Consider the following 17,954-nt stretch of genomic DNA (forward strand, 5'->3'; position numbering starts at 1 on the left):
GCAAGCGCGGTCACCAGCATGAGGGAACGCTGCATCTGTCCGGTGATGCGCGCCTCGTTGGCCTCGATCCCGTCCACGCAGCGTTCGGCGAAAGAAACGGCGGCATTTCGGCCAGCAGGCGTGCAGACTGCAGCAGCGTGGCCGCCAGAACCGACCTGTAGACGTTCAGCTCGAAATGGCCCTGCGATCCGGCAAACGCCATCGTCGCCTGATTGCCGACGACGCGGGTGCACACCATGGTGAGCGCCTCCGCCTGGGTCGGATTGACCTTACCCGGCATGATCGAGGAACCGGGCTCGTTTTCCGGCAGCATCAGTTCGCCGAGGCCGGAGCGCGGGCCGGAGCCGAGGAAGCGGATGTCGTTGGCGATCTTGAAGAGCGCCACGGCCGCCGTCTCGATCGCGGCATGGGTGTGAACCATGGCGTCGTGGGCGGTGAGCGCCTCGAACTTGTTCGGCGCGGTGCGGAAGGGCAGGCCGGTCAAGCCGCATTGAGCCCGGTGCCGACCGCGGTGCCGCCCTGGGCGAGATCGAGAAGGTCCTCGGCCGACTGTTCCACCCGCGAGATGGCGGAGGTGACCTGCGCCGCATAGCCGGAGAATTCCTGGCCAAGGGTCAGCGGGGGTGCGTCCTGGGTGTGGGTGCGACCGATCTTGATGATGTCCTTGAAGGCGTCGGACTTGGTCTCAAGCGCGTTGTGCAGGCGCGCGAGGTCCGGTACCAGCCGGTCGGCAATCTCGCGCGCGGCCGCGATATGCATGGCGGTCGGGAAGATGTCGTTCGACGACTGGCCCTTGTTGACGTGATCGTTGGGGTGGACGGGGCTCTTGGAGTCCATCTCGCCGCCCAGGATCTCGATTGCCCGGTTGGAGATGACCTCGTTGGCGTTCATGTTCGACTGGGTGCCGGGCCCCGTCTGCCAGATCTCGAGGGGGAAATGGTCGGTGAGCTTGCCGTCGGCGACCTCGGATGTCGCCTGGATGATCGCGTCGGCGAGCGTCTTGTCGATGAGGCCGAGATCGAGGTCACCTTCGCCGCCGCTATCTTGACGATGCTGAGTGCGCGCGCCAGCGGTTCGGGCATGCGTTCGTCGTCGATCGGGAAATTCTGGATCGAGCGCTGGGTCTGCGCGCGCCAATAGCGATCCGCGGGAACGGAAATTTCGCCGAACGTGTCGGTTTCAATACGACTTGTCATGGAGGTTCCTCGGCTTAGAAGGGAGTTAGGTGCCTGAATAGCGGCTCAAACCGGGCATAGGGAAGGGGGAACAGGCAGTTTTCGATTTCGTCCGTTCCGGACGCCTGCATACCGCATCGCGGTTCTATATAAAAATTATACATTTTAAATATATATTTGACGGTAGAGCAGCCAAAGGGTCGATCAGGATGTTCAGCATTTCCCCCGATTCAAGTTCCAATGCCTTCCGGGCACGGCGCGTGGAACTGTTGAAAGAGATTGCCGCGCCATTCATCGTCAAGAACGGCAAGTGCACGGTTCTCGATATCGGCGGGACCAGCGGCTTCTGGAAGACCTGGGAAGAGCAGATCGATTTCGATCGGTCGAGGTGTGGCTGTGCATCAACGTCGACCCGTCCCATGCCCAGGCGGATTTCGACAAGGTCCGGGTCGAATACGGCAATGGCTGCGACCTTTCCCGGTTCGCCGACGGTCAGTTCAATGTCGGTTTCTCCAATTCGGTGATCGAGCATGTCGGCATGTGGGACAACATGGTGGCGTGGGACAACATGGTGGCGTTTGTCCATGAAACGCGTCGGATCTGCAAGAGCTATCTGATCCAGACTCCCTATGCCTGGTTCCCGATCGAGCCGCATGCGCGCACGCCGTTCATGCACTGGCTGCCGGAATCAATCGCCTATCGGATCCTGCTTCTGCGTCGATGCGGATTTTGGGGGAAGGCAACGGATGTTGGCGATGCAGTGGAGAAAATACAGTCAGCCAAGCTGCTGGATATCCGGCAGTTTTCCTACCTGTATCCGGACACCGAGGTGTTGCGGGAGCATTTCCTCGGCCTCATCAAGTCGCTGATTGCGGTGCGCCGCGCGTCGTGACCCGCGCGCGGACAACCTTTGCCGATTGAAACCGGATGGAGGGCGGTTGGCCGCGCGGGCGTCGCCGTCAGTTCTTCTTGCGGAATGTGTCGAGAGAGACAACGTCGGCGCTCGTCTCGGGCTTTTCATCGTCCAATTCCGCGCTCTCGCTGTCCTGATCCGTGCCGCTCGCTTTCTCGGCGTCGCCAAAGTCTGCCTTGGCGATCTCGTCGGCTGCGGTCGTCGTCAGCTTCTCGATGTCGCCGAGCATCTTGGCCGCGTCTCTGGCGGCAACCACTTCCGCGGGCAGCTCTTCCGCCGTCTTGCCCGGCTCAAATTCGAGCGCGAACTGGACTGACGGATCGAAGAAGCCCTTGATCGCGGAAAAGGGGACCAGCAGCCGCTCCGGCACGCCGCCGAAGGACAGGCCGACCTCGAACGTGTGGTCGGTGATGGTCAGGTCCCAGAACTGGTGCTGCAGGACGACCGTCATTTCCTGGGGATAGCGTTCGCGCAGGCGCTGCGAGATACGCACACCGGGCGCCGTCGTATCGAAGGCGATGTAGAAATGATGCTCACCGGGAAGGCCGGTACGGGCCACCTCGGTCAGGATCTTCTTTACGGCGCCGCGCAGGGCGCCCTGGATAATGATGTCGTAGCGGATCAGGTCTTCGGGCATGAGCTGTTCGACATTCTGGGGGACGCAGGCTCGATCCTGCGAACCGTTTCGACAAAGGTGCACCCGATGGGATGCGGGTGCATCCGATGGGATGCGCGTTCGATTCAGGCGATATTACTCGCGCGAACATGAACTGTTGCGAGGCAAAAGGGAAGCGGTCCGCATCGGACATGACACTCTCTCGGTCAAAGCCCTCTCGCTCGAGAAACGCCCCCTCCATGGAAAACGAAAGCGGAGGCTTCTGTTGCCAGGTGCCTCCGAACCCCGCCTGCCAGTGCTACCCGACAAGACTTGATCGGACTACCGGAACCGCATTACGCGGCGACGGCGTTGTCCATAGCATAGTTGTCGTTTGCAACTACAAAACGGCCCGATAACGGCGGAACCATGCCGGGCGAAAGCGCAGTCTTTACACCCTCGTCGATCCTATTTCGCCCCCGCCGGAACCCATCGTTTTCGCCGTTTCGGCTTCGATGGGCTCTGGTGGAGGCGCCGGGTACCGCCCCCGGGTCCGATAGGCTTATTGCACTGACCATTTATCGCCATAGCGGGTCGCCCCGGCACGACGAATATAGGTAGTGAGGGAGCCGATGAAAAGAGTGTGACGGTAAGGTGAGGTTTTCTGCTGGGGATGTTCACATGGCGGAGCGGAAGTCTGCACGCTGTGGGGAGGTGCAGGCGAGGGCTGATTGTGGACGCAGGCCCATCCTTCGAGACGCGGTCTGCGACCGCTCTTCAGGATGACGTTGTGAATGGTGCCCGCTTCCTTGAGACGTTCAACACGATAACGTTATCCTGAGGAGGTCCGACAGAGCCGTCTCGAAGGATGGGCCCCCGCACAAACTCCGCCCTCGTCGTTCCTCACGAAGTCGCTCCGTCCCTGAGGAAAGCGGGGGCAGGAGACGGGTGCGGGCTTGTTTCCCTTGCCATGAGTGGCGTGGCCTCCGAACCTTTGGCTTCCAACGAACTCGGAAAGCACTCTTCATGCGACAATATCTGGACCTGATGCAGCGCATCCTCGACGAGGGGGCCGTGAAAGGTGATCGTACCGGCACCGGCACGCGCTCCGTCTTCGGTCACCAGATGTGCTTTGATCTCGCCGACGGGTTCCCGCTGGTGACGACGAAGAAACTGCATCTGCGCTCCATCATTCACGAGCTTCTGTGGTTCCTCAAAGGCGATACCAACATCGCCTATCTGAAGGAAAACGGTGTTTCCATCTGGGACGAATGGGCGGACGAGAACGGCGATCTCGGGCCCGTCTACGGGGCGCAGTGGCGGTCCTGGCCGGCGCCCGAGGGCGGTTCGGTCGACCAGATCGCGCAGATAGTGGAGGAAATTCGCCGAAATCCCGACAGCCGCCGTCTCGTCGTGTCCGCCTGGAACCCGGTGGATCTGCCGAAGATGGCGCTCGTGCCGTGCCATTGCCTGTTTCAGTTCCATGTAGCCGACGGCAAGCTTTCCTGCCAACTCTATCAGCGCTCGGCCGACGTCTTTCTGGGCGTGCCGTTCAACATCGCCTCCTATGCGTTCCTCACCTTGATGGTGGCGCAGGCGACGGGGCTGAAGCCGGGCGATTTCGTCCATACGCTCGGCGATGCGCACCTTTATTCCAATCACATCGAACAGACGAAGATGCAGCTTTCGCGTGAGCCCCGGCCTCTGCCGAAGATGGTGCTGAACCCGAACGTCACCGATCTGTTCGGTTTCCGTTACGAGGATTTCCAGCTTAAGGACTACGACCCGTATCCCCACATCAAGGCGCCGGTCGCGGTCTGAGGGCTGAATGAGGGAGAGGATACGCAATGGCTGAAAAGGTCCAGTCGATCGTCGTCGGGCTGGCGGTGGCGCGTGCACTCGCACTTGCCGGGCGCGAGGTGATCGTGCTCGAGCGCCACGGTCTTATCGGGTCGGAGGTATCCGCCCGCAATTCGGAAGTGATCCATGCGGGGCTCTATTATGCGCCGGACTGGTTGAAGACCCGATTGTGCGTGGAAGGGCGCAAGCGTCTTTATCCATATCTGGAAAGCCACGGTGTCGCCCATGCGGCGGCCCAGTAAGATGATCGTCGTCGCCGACAAGGAGCAGGCCGCCGGGCTTCCGGCAATCGTCGAGCGGGCGCAGAACAACGGTGTCGAGGGGCTGCGGCTTCTGTCGGCCGACGAGGCGCATGCGCTTGAGCCGGAGGTGGCTTGCGAAGGCGCGATCCTGTCCACATGCACCGGTATCATTGATGTGCATGGCTTAATGCTGGCCTATCAGGGCGATGCGGAGGAAGCGGGGGCGATGATCGCCTTCAACGCGCCGTTGAGGGGCGGGCGGATCACGTCGGACGGTATCGCGCTCGAGGTCGGGGGCGATGCTCCGATGGAGCTTCTGGCCGAAGAGGTCGTGATCGCGGCCGGGCTTGGTGCCCAGGCTGCGGCGAGCGCTCTTGAAGGATATCCGAGCGAGGCGATCCTGCAGCTTCACCGGGTCAAGGGCAGCTACTTCTCGCTGACCGGCAAGGCCCCGTTCTCGCATCTGATCTATCCGGTTCCGGTGCCCGGCGGGCTGGGCACCCATGCCACGCTGGATCTTGGCGGGCGCATCAAGTTCGGCCTGGACGTGGAATGGGATGCGGACGAGGATTACGACGTCGATCCCGCGCGCGCGGAACTTTTCTATGAGACCGTGCGCCGCTACTGGCCGGGGCTTCCCGACGGGGCGCTGGTGCCGGATTATTCGGGCATCCAGTCGAAACTGTCGGGACGCGGAGAGGCAGGGCGTGATTTCGCCATTCACGGGCCTGAGACATATGGGCAGCGCGGTGTCGTGGCGCTGTTCGGCATCGAATCGCCGGGGCTGACCGCCTCGCTCGCCATCGGGGATCATGTGGCGGGTCTGCTTGGATATGGAGAAGCCCTATGACCGTTTCGATCGCTCTGATCGCGGCTATTGCGGAAAACGGCGTTATCGGCCGTGACAACGACATGCCGTGGAAGCTGTCGTCGGATCTCAAGCGCTTCAAGACTCTGACAATGGCGAAGCCGGTGGTGATAGGGCGCAGGACGTTCCAGTCCATCGGGCGGCCGCTTCCCGGACGGCCCAATATCGTGGTGACGCGCAATCCCGACTTCTCGGTCGAGGGTATCCACGTGGTTGCCTCGCTGGACGAGGGACTCGATCTCGCGCGCAAGCTGGCAGCTGAGGCGGGCGCCGACGAGGTCATGGTGCTCGGCGGCGGCACACTTTACGAACAGTCGATGGCGTCGGCTGACGTGCTCTACATTACCGAGGTTCATGCGACGCCCGAAGGGGACACACATTTTCCCGAAATCTCGCCTGACACGTGGCGCGAAGTGTCGCGCGAGGCGTGCCCGCGCGGGGAGCGTGACAACGCCGGAATAACCTTCATTACGTATCGGCGGGCGGATGGCTGATTTCTGGGGCGCAAGGCCGCGGATCCGGCGGATTTCGGGCCCCGATACTCTTAATTGCGGGGCACTTGGCTTCGCAGTGGTGAATTTGCGTAGCAAAACCCCACTTGCACGGAAGTTTCCGCCCGACACACTCTCATGACGGGCGGCTTGTGGGGGCTTCGGGTGTGCGTTCGTTGAAAGGTGGGGTCAACTCGCCTATAACCGCGGCCATGAAGTGTATGACACAACGGACCACGGTCCTTGCCAATTCTGGCGATCCATCGTGAGGAGCGATGAGGGCCGGCGACAAAGGATGTCTTGATGCCTTGGAGTAACCAGAGCGGGGGCGGCGGCTGGAAGGGTGGCAGCGGCGGCCCCTGGGGAAACGGCGGCGGAAACCAGGGCCCCTGGGGCAACGGTCCGCAGCGCGGCGGCGGTGGCGGCGGTAATCCGCCCGATCTAGAGGAGCTGCTGAAGCGCAGCCAGGACCGTTTGCGCACCGTCCTTCCCGGCGGCGGCGGTCATATGGGCGCCAAGGGTATCGCTCTGGCGATCGTCATTGCGGCCCTGGTCTGGCTTGCCACCGGTTTCTACCGGGTCGAGCAGGAGGAGCTGGGCGTGGAACTGGTCTTCGGCAAGGTCGAAGCGCGAACCCAGCCGGGTCTGAACTACAACTGGCCCTATCCGGTCGGTTCGGTCTACACGCCCGCCGTGACCCGCGTGCGGGAGACGAATGTCGGCACGCAGGAATACGTCACTTCGCGTGGCGTCTCCTCCAACGACGTGCCGCAGGAAAGCATGATGCTCACGGGCGACGAGAACATCGTCGACGTGAACTACAAGGTGCAGTGGCGCATCAAAGACGCGGTCGCCTATCTCTTCAACATCGAGGATCCGGAAGGCACCGTGAAGGCGGTGGCGGAAAGCGCGATGCGCGAGGTCGTGGGTGTGGGCAAGATCGACGATATCCTGACCGAGAACCGCGCGCCGATCCAGCAGTCGGTTCTGAAGCTGATGCAGCAGACGCTCGACAGCTACAATGCCGGCATCGACGTGACCAACGTGCAGATGCAGAAGGTCGATCCGCCGACCCAGGTGATTGACGCCTTCCGCGATGTGCAGGCCGCGCGTGCCGACCAGGAGCGTATCCAGAACGAAGCCCAGGCCTACGCCAACAAGGTCGTGCCGGAAGCTCGAGGCGAGGCGGCGCAGGTTCTGGAAAAGGCCAACGCCTATCGTGGTCAGACCGTCGCGGAGGCCGAAGGTCAGGCCAACCGCTTCCTCAAGGTCTACGAGCAGTACGAGAAGGCGCCGGACGTGACGCGTGAACGCATCTATCTGGAGACGATCGAAAAGGTATTCCGCGACACCGACAAGGTGATCGTCGACGACGACCAGGGCAACGGCGTCGTGCCGTATCTGCCGCTTGAACGACTGGGACGGACGGGAAGCAGTACCGCCGGAACCTCCTCCAGCAAGGGAGGCAACTGATGAAAAACGGTTTCTTCGGTTTCGTCGCAATCGTTCTGATCGCGGCCGCGGTTCTCGCCTATCTGTCGTTCTTCGTGGTGAACCCGACCCAGCAGGCGCTGGTCCTTCAGTTCGGTGAAATTCGCCGTACCGCTAAGAAGCCTGGCCTCTACATCAAAGTTCCGTTCGTGCAGAACGTGGTGTTCTTCGACAACCGCGTGCTCGATCTGAACATGGAGCCCAAGGAAGTGATCGCGGCGGACAAGAAGCGTCTCATCGTGGACGCCTTCGCCCGCTATCGCATCGAGAACCCCGTGCTGTTCTTCCAGACGGTGAACAACGTGCGTGAGGCGGATCTGCGCCTGTCGACCTTCCTCGACGCATCGCTGCGTTCGGAACTCGGCCGTTCGTCCTTCACCGACGTGGTGCGCGACAAGCGTGCGGAGTTGATGGAGGCGATCCGCAAGAATATCGACCGCCGTGCAGAGGAAATCGGCGTCAACGTGGTGGATGTGAAGATCCGCCGCGCGGACCTGCCGGGGGCCAAAAGTCAGGCCGTCTTCCGCCGCATGCAGACGGAACGTCAGCGTGAGGCGACCGAGATCCGCGCCCAGGGTGAGGAGCAGTCGCGCCGCATCCGTTCGCGTGCCGATCGCGACGCCACGGTCATCGTGGCCGAGGCCAAGCGCGATGCGGAAAAGATTCGCGGTGACGGCGATGCGGAACGCAACCGCATCTTCGCCAAGGCCTACAGCAAGGATCCTGACTTCTTCGTTTTCTATCGGTCCATGCAGGCCTATCTGACCGGCATGAGCTCGAACGACACGCGGCTTGTGATCTCGCCGAATTCGGACTTCTTCCGGTACTTCCGGGGGCCGAAGGGAACGGCGGATGCATCCGGCAAGAGCGGTGCTCCGGCGGCTAGTGCCGGCGCACAATGAAGGACTTCGTTACGGCGCTCGGGCTGGTACTTGCCATAGAGGGAACCCTCTACGCGCTTCTGCCCGGCGCTTTGAAACGCCTGATGGCCCAGGCGCAGGAGACACCGGATCAGGTGCTGCGCCTGGCCGGTCTCGCTGCGCTGGCGACGGGCGTTTTCGTGGTGTGGTTCGTTCGCGGGTGAACGGGCCGATCCTCGTCCGGAGCCGGACGGGCGTTTCGGTTTGACGGGAAGCTGACGTCAGTGTGACTGCGAACGCGCGTCAGGGTCGATTTTCGACCGCAATTCGGGTTTCATTGCGTCATAAGATTCCAATCGGTTTTCAACGGCCGCGCTCAATGTGGCGGGGACGGTTGTCGTCACATAACAACGGATGCCTTGATCGGCACGACACCCAGTGGATAGGAGACTGGCATATGGCCTCTAAGGTCCGCACCGGATTCATGATCCGCAACTCCTTCATTGCGCTGGCGGCGCTTGCCGTGGGAGCCGGGCTGACCGGTTCTGCCCTGGCCCAGGACGCGGCGGGGACGAAAGCTCCGGCGGGGCTCTACGGCCCGTCTTCCGTCGCCGATCTGGCGGAAAATCTGCTCGATGCGGTGGTCAATATCTCCACCACGCAGGCGGTGGCGGCCCGGCGCTCCGTGCCGATGCCGCAATTGCCTGAAGGCTCGCCCTTCCAGGAATTCTTCGACGAGTTCTTCAATCGTCAGAACAAGGATCAGGATCAGCCGCGCCGGGTGCGTTCGCTTGGCTCCGGTTTTGTGATCGATGGCAAGAAGGGCATCATCATCACGAACAACCACGTGATCGAGGATGCCGACGAGATCACCGTCAATTTCAACGACGGCTCCAAGCTGACGGCGACGTTGATCGGGCGGGACAAGAAGACGGATCTGGCGGTTCTCAAGGTGGAGCCGAAAAAGGAGCTGAAGGCGGTGTCCTTCGGCGATTCCGACCATTCGCGCGTCGGCGACTGGGTGATGGCGATCGGCAATCCGTTCGGTCTCGGCGGAACGGTGACGGTGGGCATCGTGTCTGCGCGCAACCGCGACATCAATTCCGGTCCCTATGACAACTTCATCCAGACGGATGCGGCCATCAACCGGGGCAATTCCGGCGGACCGCTGTTCGACATGCAGGGCAAGGTGATCGGCATCAACACCGCGATCATCTCGCCGTCCGGCGGATCCATCGGCATCGGCTTTGCGATTCCCTCCGACACGACGCAGCACGTCATCGCCCAGCTTCAGAAGTACGGCGAGACGCGGCGCGGCTGGCTCGGCGTTCGCATTCAGCAAGTGACTGACGAGATCGCGGAGAGCCTGAGCATGGATCGCGCCCATGGTGCGCTGGTGGCAGGCGTCGATGACGCTGGGCCGGCCGGTGCCGCCGGGATCGAGTCGGGCGACGTCATCACCACGTTCGACGGCAAGGACGTTCCGGGGATGCGCGAACTGCCGCGCATCGTCGCCGATACCGAGATTGGCAAGGAAGTCGTCGTCGTCATCCTGCGCAAGGGCAAGGAAGTGACCCTCAGCGTCAAGGTCGGTCACCTGAAGGAGGGCGAAGTCGCTGCCGAGGACAATGGCACCGATCAGGGCCAGGTCGAGACGGTCGCCACCAACGTGCTCGGGATGGAGCTCACCGAGCTCAATGCCGAAAGCCGCGAGAAGTTCAAGATCGGCGAGGACATGAAGGGCGTTCTGGTTGACAGCGTCGACAGCGGCAGTGCGGCGGAAGAAAAGCGCGTGGTGGCGGGTGACGTCATCGTGGAAGTGGCGCAGGAGCCGGTCGCAACGCCCGAGGATGTGGCCAAACAGGTCGCCAAGCTGAAGAAGGAAGGGCGGCGCACGGTGCTGCTGCTGCTGTCCAACGCCAACGGCGAATTGCGTTTCGTCGCGGTGCGTACGCCGGGCGACGCCAAATAGGCGGAACGCTTTACGCGCACTCATCGGGGCATCTCTGGTCGGGGCGTGAACGAGACAGAAAGCTGGATCGACATCTGTGGATCCGGTTTTTTATTGCGGTGTCAGGCGTACCCTGCAGGGAGTAAAATTCTAGGAAAAGTCGGATTTTCGATTTTTCCGGAGAGGATGAAGGCGCGAACCGTCGGGGGATTTCGCTCTATGATATATGTAATTTTATAAAATTACATATATGAAGTGAGGGTAATCAACGGATATTGCCCTGATGCTTCCCGGCCCCTTCCGCTCGACAGTGATCGCCCAACCGGCATGGCGTCGGCTGATTGCCGTTCTCGTCATCCTCGCCGCGCTCTGGCTGGCAATCCTTTGGGCTGTCGCACTGCCGTGAGTATCCCCGAGATCCGCTTTGACAACGTGACGGTCACCTATGACCGGCATCCGGCGCTGCACCATGTTTCCGTTTGCTTCCTCCCGGCAGCCTCACCGCGATCGCGGGGCCGAACGGGGCGGGCAAGTCGACCTTGCTGAAGACCCTGATGCGCGAGCTTTCCCAGGTTGAGGGTAAGGTCGATCGCGGCGGTCTGACCGCGCGAGATTTCGGCTACTTGCCGCAGGCGGCCGCCGTCGACCGGCAGTTTCCTCTCACCATCGCCGATACCGTTTTGTTGGGCGGGTGGCGCTGGACAGGCCCCTCTGGTGAGGTGAGTAAGGCGCTGGCCGAGAACGCGCGTCAGGCGCTCGCGGCCGTGGGGCTTGCCGGTTTCGAGCGCCGCCATATCGGCGCCCTGTCGGGCGGTCAGTTCCAGCGCGTCCTTTTTGCCCGGTGCTTCTGCAGGATGCGCGCGTCGTCGTTCTGGATGAGCCGTTCACGGCCATCGACGAGCGCACCACTCGCGATCTCCTGATGCTCGTGCGGTGCTGGCACGGGGAGGGGTGCACGGTCATCGCCGTGCTTCACGATTTCGAGCCGGTGCGCGCGAACTTCCCCCCACCTTGCTGCTGGCGCCCGAGGCGATCGCGTGGGGCAAGACCTCGACGGCTCTTACCCCGCAGAACCTGTTGCGCGCCCGGGCCATGTCCGAGGACTAGGACGAGAACGCTCCGCTATGCATGATCGGGCGGGAGACGGCGGCATGAGCCTCTATGCCCTGGCAGCCGAGCCGTTCGTCGACTATGGCTTCATGCGCCGCGCGCTTGTGGCGAGCCTCGCGCTCGGCGTGGGATCGGGCCCTGTCGGCGTGTTGCTGATGTTGCGGCGAATGAGCCTTGCCGGCGATGCGCTGAGCCATGCCGTTCTGCCGGGCGCTGCCGTCGGCTTTCTCATTGCGGGCGGTCTGTCGCTTCCCGCGATGGGGCTTCGGCGCGGGGCTGAGCGTGGCGCTCCTGTCCGGTCTCGTCAGCCGCACGACCGTCCTCAAGGAGGATGCGACCTTCGCCAGCTTCTATCTGATGTCGCTGGCGCTGGGCATGCTCATCGTTTCCTTGCGCGGTTCGAACCTCGATCTGCTGCACGTGCTCTTCGGCACCATCCTCGCCTCGGTCACGCTGATCACGCTGAGCGTGGTTTACCGGCCGCTGGTCACCGAGTGCTTCGATCTGGGCTTCCTGCGGGCCGTCGGCGGGCGCGGGCCGCTTTATCACGTGCTGTTCCTGTTTCTCGTGGTGATCAATCTCGTGGCCGGGTTCTAGTCGCTGGGCACATTGATGGCGGTCGGCATGATGATGCTGCCTGCCGCGATCTCGCAGCTCTGGGCGCGCACGCTTCCCGGCATGGTCGTGGTCACGGCCGTCAGTGCCGTGCTCTCGGGCTATGTCGGCCTGCTCGTTTCCTACCATCTGCGCTTTGCTTCGGGGCCGACGATCATCCTGACCGCCAGCCTGATCTATTGCACCTCTCTCATCGTCGCCTCCGTCCGGGGCCATTCGACGCTTCATCAAACGCCCGAATCTGGCGGGTTGACTGATAAGGAGAATTTCCTTGAATACAAGAGTACGCTTCTTGCTCTGGCCGGCACCGTGGCCCTCACCATGGGCTCCATGGCCGTGGCCTCGGCCGAGACCATCAATGCCGTGGCGAGCTTCACCATCCTGGCGGATGTGGTGAAGAATGTCGGCGGCGACCATGTGAACGTGACGAGCCTGGTTCCTGTGAACGGCGATCCGCACGATTTCGAGCCCTCCCCGGAAGACGCCAAGGCGTTGAAGGCGGCAGCAGTAACCTTCCTCAGCGGTGAGGGCCTGGAAACCTGGTTCCAGCGCCTTGCCAAGGCGGCGGGCAACGAGAAGGAGCCGGTCGTGGTGTCCCGAGGGCATCAAGACGCACACGCTCGAAGAAGACGGCAAGACCGTTACCGACCCGCATGTATGGAATTCCATTCCCAACGTGCTGGTGTGGATCGACAACATCGAGAAAGCGCTTGCCGAGGCCGATCCGGCCGATACGGATGCCTTTGCCGCCAATGCCAAGAGCTATACCGCCAAGCTGAAGGCCGTGGATGCCGACATTCACAAGCGCATCGAGGCGGTTGCCAAAGACAAGCGGAAGGTTGTGACGAGCCACGACGCATTCGGCTACTACTCCGAGGCCTATGGGCGTTTCGATCGAAACGGAAGCCTCGGCCGTCGATGTCGCGGAGCTGATCGACCAGATCAAGGAAGAGGCCATCAAGGTCTACTTCCTCGAGAACTCCAACGATTTCGGTCTGGTGAAGCAGATCACCTCGGCCACGGGCGCGCAGCCCGGCGGGTAGCTCTATCCGGAAGTCCTGTCCGACAAGGACGGCCCGGCTCCCACCTACATCAAGCTGATGCAGTACAACACCGACGCGATCGTTTCCGCGATCTCGAAGTAAGTCGGCCGGCTCATAGAGCTTAGCGAAAGGCCCGCGGGACCGGTTGGTTCCGCGGGCCTTTTGTATGTGTGTCCCATCCTACGAGACGGGCCTGACGACCCTCCTCGGGATGACGTTATCGTGGTGTTGGTTTTGAAAGCGCGTGCACCACACACAACGTCATCCTGAGGAGGCGCGTCAGCACAGTCTCGAAGGATGGGACACAAAATCGATTTCTGACCTACGTCAGTCGATGGTGAATTCGTCCACGCCATAGCCCTGAAGATAGAGCAGCGCGGTCAGGTCACCGTGGTCGATACGGGCATCGGCCTGGACGGCGACGGCGGGTTTGGCGTGGAAGGCGACGCCGAGGCCCGAGGCCTGGATCATTGCGAGATCGTTTGCCCCGTCGCCCACCGCCATCGTCTGCGAGGGATCGAGACCGACTTCGGCCGTCAGACGCTTGAGGTGGCCGAGCTTGGCGTCCTTGCCGAGGATCGGTTCGTGCAAGGTGCACGCCAGCATGTCGCCGTCGGTTTCCAGCGTGTTGGCATGGTTCTCGTCGAAGCCGATCATTTTCGAGATCGCGCCGGTAAAATGCGTGAAGCCGCCGGAGACCAGCGCACAGCGCGCGCCGTCCGCCTTCATGGTCTGCACGAGTGTGCGACCGCCGGGCGTCAGCGTGATGCGCTGGTCGATGACGCGCTGGATGGCCGCGACCGGCAGGCCCTTGAAAACCGAAACCCGTTCGCGCAACGCCGGTTCAAACGCGATCTCACCGCGCATGGCGCGTTCGGTGATGGCGGCGATGTGCTCCTTGACGCCGACTTCGGCAGCCAGTTCATCGATGCATTCCTGACCGATCATGGTGGAATCCATGTCCGCCAGCAGCAGCCGCTTGCGCCGACCCTCCGCCTTCTGCACAAAGAGGTCGACCGGCAGGCCCGCCAGTTCGTCGCGCAGCGTGGCGAGGAAGTCGCCGTGGCCGGGAATGTCGCCGGCCTCAAAAGGCAGATCGGCAGCAATGCCGGGATTGAGAATGCGTGCCGGGCCGGCGCCGGGCGTCATATGCGAGAGCTTGCGCAGCAGAGCGTCGTCGACGGCCGGTTCCGCGGGGTTGGAAATGAGCGTTGCAATGTGTGACATGAAGGATCCGGGTGAGAGAATGGGCCGCAGGCGTGCCGTTCTGATAGCTGGTCCGACGGCGAGCGGCAAGTCGGCTTTGGCCTTGAAATTGGCCCAGGCTGTGGGCGGTGCCGTCGTCAATGCCGACAGCATGCAGATCTACCGCGATCTGCGCATTCTTTCCGCACGCCCGAGCGTGGAGGAGGAGCGGCAAGCAGAACACCGGCTTTACGGTCACGTTGCGGCAGACGAGCCCTATTCGGTGGGCCGGTGGCGCGACGAGGCGGAGCACGTTCTGGACGAGCTGGCAGAGCGGAACGTGCCGGCCATCGTTACCGGTGGGACCGGGCTTTATTTCATGGCGCTTGCGCAAGGTCTCTCCCCGGTGCCGCCGGTGGATGAGGCGGTGCGCGCCCATTGGCGGGGCTTGGTGGAGTGTGAGGGCGGCGAGGGGCTTCACGCGGATCTCGCCGCGCGCGACCCTGTCATGGCAGCGGCGCTGGAGCCTGCCGATATCCAGCGCATTCTGCGCGCGATCGAGGTGATCGAGACGACGGGGCGCTCGCTCAGCGATTGGCAGGCGGAGAAGGGGAAGACGGTGGTTGGGCCGGCTGCGCCTCGACTGGTCATCGCCCCGGATCGGGCCTGGCTGCATGCGCGGATCAACCAGCGCTTTGAGGCGATGGTGGACAATGGCGGGCTTGAGGAAGCCCACGCGTTGGTCGAGATGAACATCGATCCCTCCACGCCCGTGATGAAGGCGATCGGCGTGCGGCCGCTGGCCGAGGCCGCCACGGGTGCGCGCGATCTCCGCGAGGCGATCGAACGGGCGAAGACCGATACGCGGCGCTATGCCAAGCGACAGGAAACGTGGTTCCGCAACCAGATGGTCGACTGGCCACGAACCCGGCCGGAGGAGATCGACGAGACCGTGGAGAGTCTAGCCGCGATGCTGGAGAATGCGGAGCAATGAGCATTCCGGCGCCGCTTCGTGGATGCATTGCCGATGCGCGCTGGGTGTCGGAGCGCACCGCTGCGCGATTGCCGGAAACGCCGGGATCCTACGTGGTGCTGATCCGTTTCGGGAAGCGGCTGGCGCTGGATATGCCGGGGCTCGGCAATCCGGTTTTTGCGCGTGGCTGGTACGCCTATTGCGGTAGCGCGCATGGGCCGGGAGGCGTGCGGGCGCGGGTCTCGCGGCATTTGCGGCACGAGAAACGCCTGCGCTGGCATGTGGACCGGCTGACCGTTGCCGCAAGCGAAGTGCGGGCGGCAGCTTTCCAAGGTCTGAGTGAGTGCGATCTGGTGGGGGGGCTGCTGGCGGTGGAGTTCACGGTGCCCGTGCCGGGGTTCGGCAGCAGCGATTGTGCGACGTGTCCCGCGCATCTGTTGATGTGGGGGCGTGATGGGAAGGGAAGTGGAAGCGGAGCGGCTGCGCCGCACTGATTTCTGGATTCCGGATCAGCGCTCGGCTTTGCCTCACTTGTCCGGAATGAGGGAGGGGGCTGAGTTGTAAGCACACGCCGACTTGGAAACCGGATGCTGCTCGCACATCAGTCACGTCTGCTTAACAACTCCCCGCTTGCTCCTCATTCCGGGCGATCTGCCGCGAAGCGGCATGGCCAGACCCGGAATCCAGCGTGAGAAGCTGCGGCAAATTGCTCCTCTTTCTGGACAAGTGCGGCGAAGCCGAGCGCTGATCCGGAATCCAGAAATCAGTGCGGCGCAGCCGCTCCCATCCTCTTCCCTTCTCTCTCCGCCCCAAAGAAAAAGGGCCGGTGCGAGACCGGCCCTTTCCAATTCTCATTTGCCTTCCCGCTCAGCTCGCCTTGAGCGCGCCGCCTTGCGGGTTGGAGGACTTCATGCGCAGCGCGAGCCGGTTCATGGCCGAGACATAGGCGCGTGCGGAGGCGACGAGCGTGTCGGTATCCGCGCCCTTGCCGGTGGCGATGCGCCCGCCTCGAGACGGACGGAAACCTCCGCCTGTGCATCGACCGCACTCACCTGGTAGAGCGCCGGATGCGCCTCATGCGGCACGAAGGTGCGGATCGCCTTGAAGGTGGCGTCCACCAGTCCGTCGCCGTTGGCTTTCTTTGTGATGTGCTGGCCGTCGATATCCATGGTGATGATCGCCTTCTGCGGCCCGCCGGTGCCCGCGATGACTGTCAGTGCGATCACCTTGGCCATCTCCTCGCCCCGGGTGGAGATTTCATCCTCGACCAGAGCGGCGATGTCCTAGTCGTAGACGTTCTTCTTGCGGTCGGCGAGATCCTTGAACCGGCGGAAGGCGTCGGTAAACGCGTTGTCGCCCAGCTCGAAGCCCAGTTTCGGCCAGCTTCTCGCGGAAGGCATGGCGGCCGGAATGCTTGCCCATGACCAGCGAGGTTGCCTTCACGCCGACGTCCTCGGGCTTCATGATCTCGTAGGTCTCTGCGTTCTTCAGCATGCCGTCCTGGTGGATGCCGGACTCATGCGCGAAGGCGTTCCTGCCGACGATCGCCTTGTTGTACTGCACGGGGAAGTTGGAGACGGCCGAGACCAGTTTGGAGGCCCGCATCAGATAGTGGGAATCGATGGAGGTCGTGTAGGGCAGCACGTCGTGGCGGGTGCGGATCGCCATGACGATCTCCTCCAGCGCCGCGTTGCCGGCTCACTCGCCCAGCCCGTTGATGGTGCATTCGATCTGCCGCGCGCCCCCGGCAACACCGGCCAGCGAGTTGGCGACTGCCAAGCCCAGATCGTCATGGCAGTGGACGGAGAAGATCGCCTGATCGGAATTGGGAACCGTCGCGCGTACGCGCTCGAACAGGTCCTTGTATTCCAGCGGCGTGGTGTAGCCGACCGTGTCGGGAATGTTGATGGTGCTGGCGCCGGCCTTGATCGTGGCCTCCACGTAGCGGCACAGGAACTCGAATTCGGTGCGGGTGCCGTCCTCCGCGTTCCATTCCACGTCATCGACCCAGTTGCGGGTGCGGGCGACGCTGTCGTAGACGTGCTGCAGAACCTCTTCCGGCTCCAGTTGCAGCTTGTACTTCATGTGGATTGGGGAGGTGGAGATGAAGGTGTGAATGCGCGGCTGCGCGGCCGGTTTCACCGCCTCGTCGCAGAGATCAATATCCTTGAAGGCAGCGCACGACAGACTGGCGACGACCGAGTTCTTGGAGCGCCGGGCGATTTCCTGAACGCTCTCGAAGTCGCCGTTCGAGGCGACCGGGAGACCGGCTTCGATGATGTCGACGCCCATCGCGTCCAGGAGCTCCGCGACCTGCAGTCTTTCGTTGAAGGTCATCGATGCGCCGGGCAATTGCTCGCCGTCACGCAAGGTCGTGTCGAAGATCCGTACGTGTTCGGCGTCCGGGGCAGTCTGCGCGGGTTCATTGCCTGCGACAGTGTCGGTAATCATGGCGGGGTATCCTTCGGTTTCCTCGCTCCGGCCTTCTTTGTCTCAATGGGGGCCGGGTATAACCGTTCGTTCGGGCTATTGGCTCGGTATCTGCAATCCCCTGAGTGCCCGCCCTTCAAATCAAGGAGCAG

At 62.7% G+C, this 17,954-nt stretch carries 13 protein-coding genes, 1 other RNA gene and 6 pseudogenes; 14 read left to right on the plus strand and 6 right to left on the minus strand.

Annotated features, from left to right (window positions below; translation table 11 throughout):
• Nucleotides 1-10: 10 nt before the first annotated feature.
• On the minus strand, nucleotides 11-601 hold the full coding sequence (locus tag QNJ43_RS27005) for a lyase family protein (RefSeq protein ID WP_346432937.1): 591 nt from the start codon (nucleotides 599-601) through the stop codon (nucleotides 11-13).
• Nucleotides 547-1,137, minus strand: a pseudogene (locus tag QNJ43_RS27010) (lyase family protein); the annotation flags it as partial. The gene QNJ43_RS27005 and the pseudogene QNJ43_RS27010, both read right to left, overlap by 55 nt.
• Before the next feature lie 348 nt (nucleotides 1,138-1,485).
• Here QNJ43_RS27010 and QNJ43_RS10465 point away from each other — a divergent pair.
• Nucleotides 1,486-2,067: a class I SAM-dependent methyltransferase gene (locus tag QNJ43_RS10465; RefSeq protein ID WP_300469765.1), complete on the plus strand. Its 582-nt coding sequence runs from the start codon at nucleotides 1,486-1,488 to the stop codon at nucleotides 2,065-2,067.
• Between the two features lie 67 nt (nucleotides 2,068-2,134).
• On the opposite strand, the gene QNJ43_RS10470 is transcribed toward QNJ43_RS10465, so the two are convergent.
• Nucleotides 2,135-2,725, minus strand: coding sequence for a ClpXP protease specificity-enhancing factor SspB (locus QNJ43_RS10470; protein ID WP_300469767.1), 591 nt, complete (start codon nucleotides 2,723-2,725; stop codon nucleotides 2,135-2,137).
• A gap of 230 nt (nucleotides 2,726-2,955) precedes the next feature.
• Nucleotides 2,956-3,326, minus strand: a transfer-messenger RNA (tmRNA) gene (gene ssrA / locus QNJ43_RS10475).
• A 383-nt stretch (nucleotides 3,327-3,709) separates the two neighbouring features.
• Between ssrA and QNJ43_RS10480 the strand changes: the two genes are divergently transcribed.
• From QNJ43_RS10480 to QNJ43_RS10530, 11 genes and pseudogenes are all read left to right on the plus strand, one after another.
• A complete protein-coding gene (locus QNJ43_RS10480) occupies nucleotides 3,710-4,504 on the plus strand; it encodes a thymidylate synthase (protein WP_300469769.1) in 795 nt (264 codons plus the stop codon).
• Nucleotides 4,505-4,530: 26 nt separating this feature from the next.
• Nucleotides 4,531-5,635: pseudogene (locus tag QNJ43_RS10485) on the plus strand (NAD(P)/FAD-dependent oxidoreductase).
• Nucleotides 5,632-6,147 (plus strand): dihydrofolate reductase, encoded by a 516-nt coding sequence (locus QNJ43_RS10490; RefSeq protein WP_300469770.1) that lies wholly within the window; start codon nucleotides 5,632-5,634, stop codon nucleotides 6,145-6,147. Before QNJ43_RS10485 ends, QNJ43_RS10490 begins: the two are co-directional and overlap by 4 nt.
• Before the next feature lie 300 nt (nucleotides 6,148-6,447).
• Nucleotides 6,448-7,617 carry an FtsH protease activity modulator HflK gene (gene hflK, locus QNJ43_RS10495; RefSeq protein WP_300469772.1) on the plus strand — a complete coding sequence of 390 codons (1,170 nt, stop codon included), beginning with the start codon at nucleotides 6,448-6,450 and terminating at the stop codon, nucleotides 7,615-7,617.
• Entirely contained in the window at nucleotides 7,617-8,537 is a 921-nt protein-coding gene (locus tag QNJ43_RS10500; protein WP_300469774.1) for a protease modulator HflC, read from the plus strand. Before hflK ends, QNJ43_RS10500 begins: the two co-directional genes overlap by 1 nt.
• Complete coding sequence (locus QNJ43_RS10505) at nucleotides 8,534-8,719, plus strand: DUF2065 domain-containing protein (protein ID WP_300469776.1); 186 nt, start codon at nucleotides 8,534-8,536, stop codon at nucleotides 8,717-8,719. The genes QNJ43_RS10500 and QNJ43_RS10505 overlap by 4 nt, the downstream gene beginning before the upstream one ends.
• Nucleotides 8,720-8,952: 233 nt before the next feature.
• Complete coding sequence (locus tag QNJ43_RS10510; RefSeq protein WP_300469779.1) at nucleotides 8,953-10,467, plus strand: DegQ family serine endoprotease; 1,515 nt, start codon at nucleotides 8,953-8,955, stop codon at nucleotides 10,465-10,467.
• 262 nt (nucleotides 10,468-10,729) lie between these two features.
• Nucleotides 10,730-10,852, plus strand: a complete 123-nt coding sequence (locus QNJ43_RS10515) for a hypothetical protein (protein WP_300469781.1) — start codon at nucleotides 10,730-10,732, stop codon at nucleotides 10,850-10,852.
• Nucleotides 10,849-11,553: pseudogene (locus QNJ43_RS10520) on the plus strand (ABC transporter ATP-binding protein). Before QNJ43_RS10515 ends, QNJ43_RS10520 begins: the two are co-directional and overlap by 4 nt.
• A gap of 44 nt (nucleotides 11,554-11,597) precedes the next feature.
• Nucleotides 11,598-12,424: pseudogene (locus tag QNJ43_RS10525) on the plus strand (metal ABC transporter permease).
• Between the two features lie 68 nt (nucleotides 12,425-12,492).
• Nucleotides 12,493-13,316 (plus strand): annotated as a pseudogene (locus QNJ43_RS10530) (zinc ABC transporter substrate-binding protein).
• A gap of 225 nt (nucleotides 13,317-13,541) precedes the next feature.
• Here QNJ43_RS10530 and serB read toward each other — a convergent pair.
• Nucleotides 13,542-14,441: a phosphoserine phosphatase SerB gene (gene serB, locus QNJ43_RS10535; RefSeq protein WP_300469783.1), complete on the minus strand. Its 900-nt coding sequence runs from the start codon at nucleotides 14,439-14,441 to the stop codon at nucleotides 13,542-13,544.
• 19 nt (nucleotides 14,442-14,460) lie between these two features.
• Here serB and miaA point away from each other — a divergent pair, with 19 nt between their 5' ends.
• Together miaA and QNJ43_RS10545 are read left to right on the plus strand one after the other, a co-directional pair.
• Nucleotides 14,461-15,393 (plus strand): tRNA (adenosine(37)-N6)-dimethylallyltransferase MiaA, encoded by a 933-nt coding sequence (gene miaA / locus QNJ43_RS10540; protein ID WP_300469785.1) that lies wholly within the window; start codon nucleotides 14,461-14,463, stop codon nucleotides 15,391-15,393.
• Nucleotides 15,390-15,866, plus strand: coding sequence for a GIY-YIG nuclease family protein (locus QNJ43_RS10545; RefSeq protein WP_300469787.1), 477 nt, complete (start codon nucleotides 15,390-15,392; stop codon nucleotides 15,864-15,866). The genes miaA and QNJ43_RS10545 overlap by 4 nt, the downstream gene beginning before the upstream one ends.
• 373 nt (nucleotides 15,867-16,239) lie before the next feature.
• On the opposite strand, the pseudogene QNJ43_RS10550 reads toward QNJ43_RS10545, so the two are convergent.
• Nucleotides 16,240-17,823, minus strand: a pseudogene (locus QNJ43_RS10550) (2-isopropylmalate synthase).
• Nucleotides 17,824-17,954 lie beyond the last annotated feature (131 nt).

It is taken from the genome of Breoghania sp., assembly GCF_030066895.1.
In the GTDB taxonomy this organism is placed as follows: domain Bacteria; phylum Pseudomonadota; class Alphaproteobacteria; order Rhizobiales; family Stappiaceae; genus Breoghania.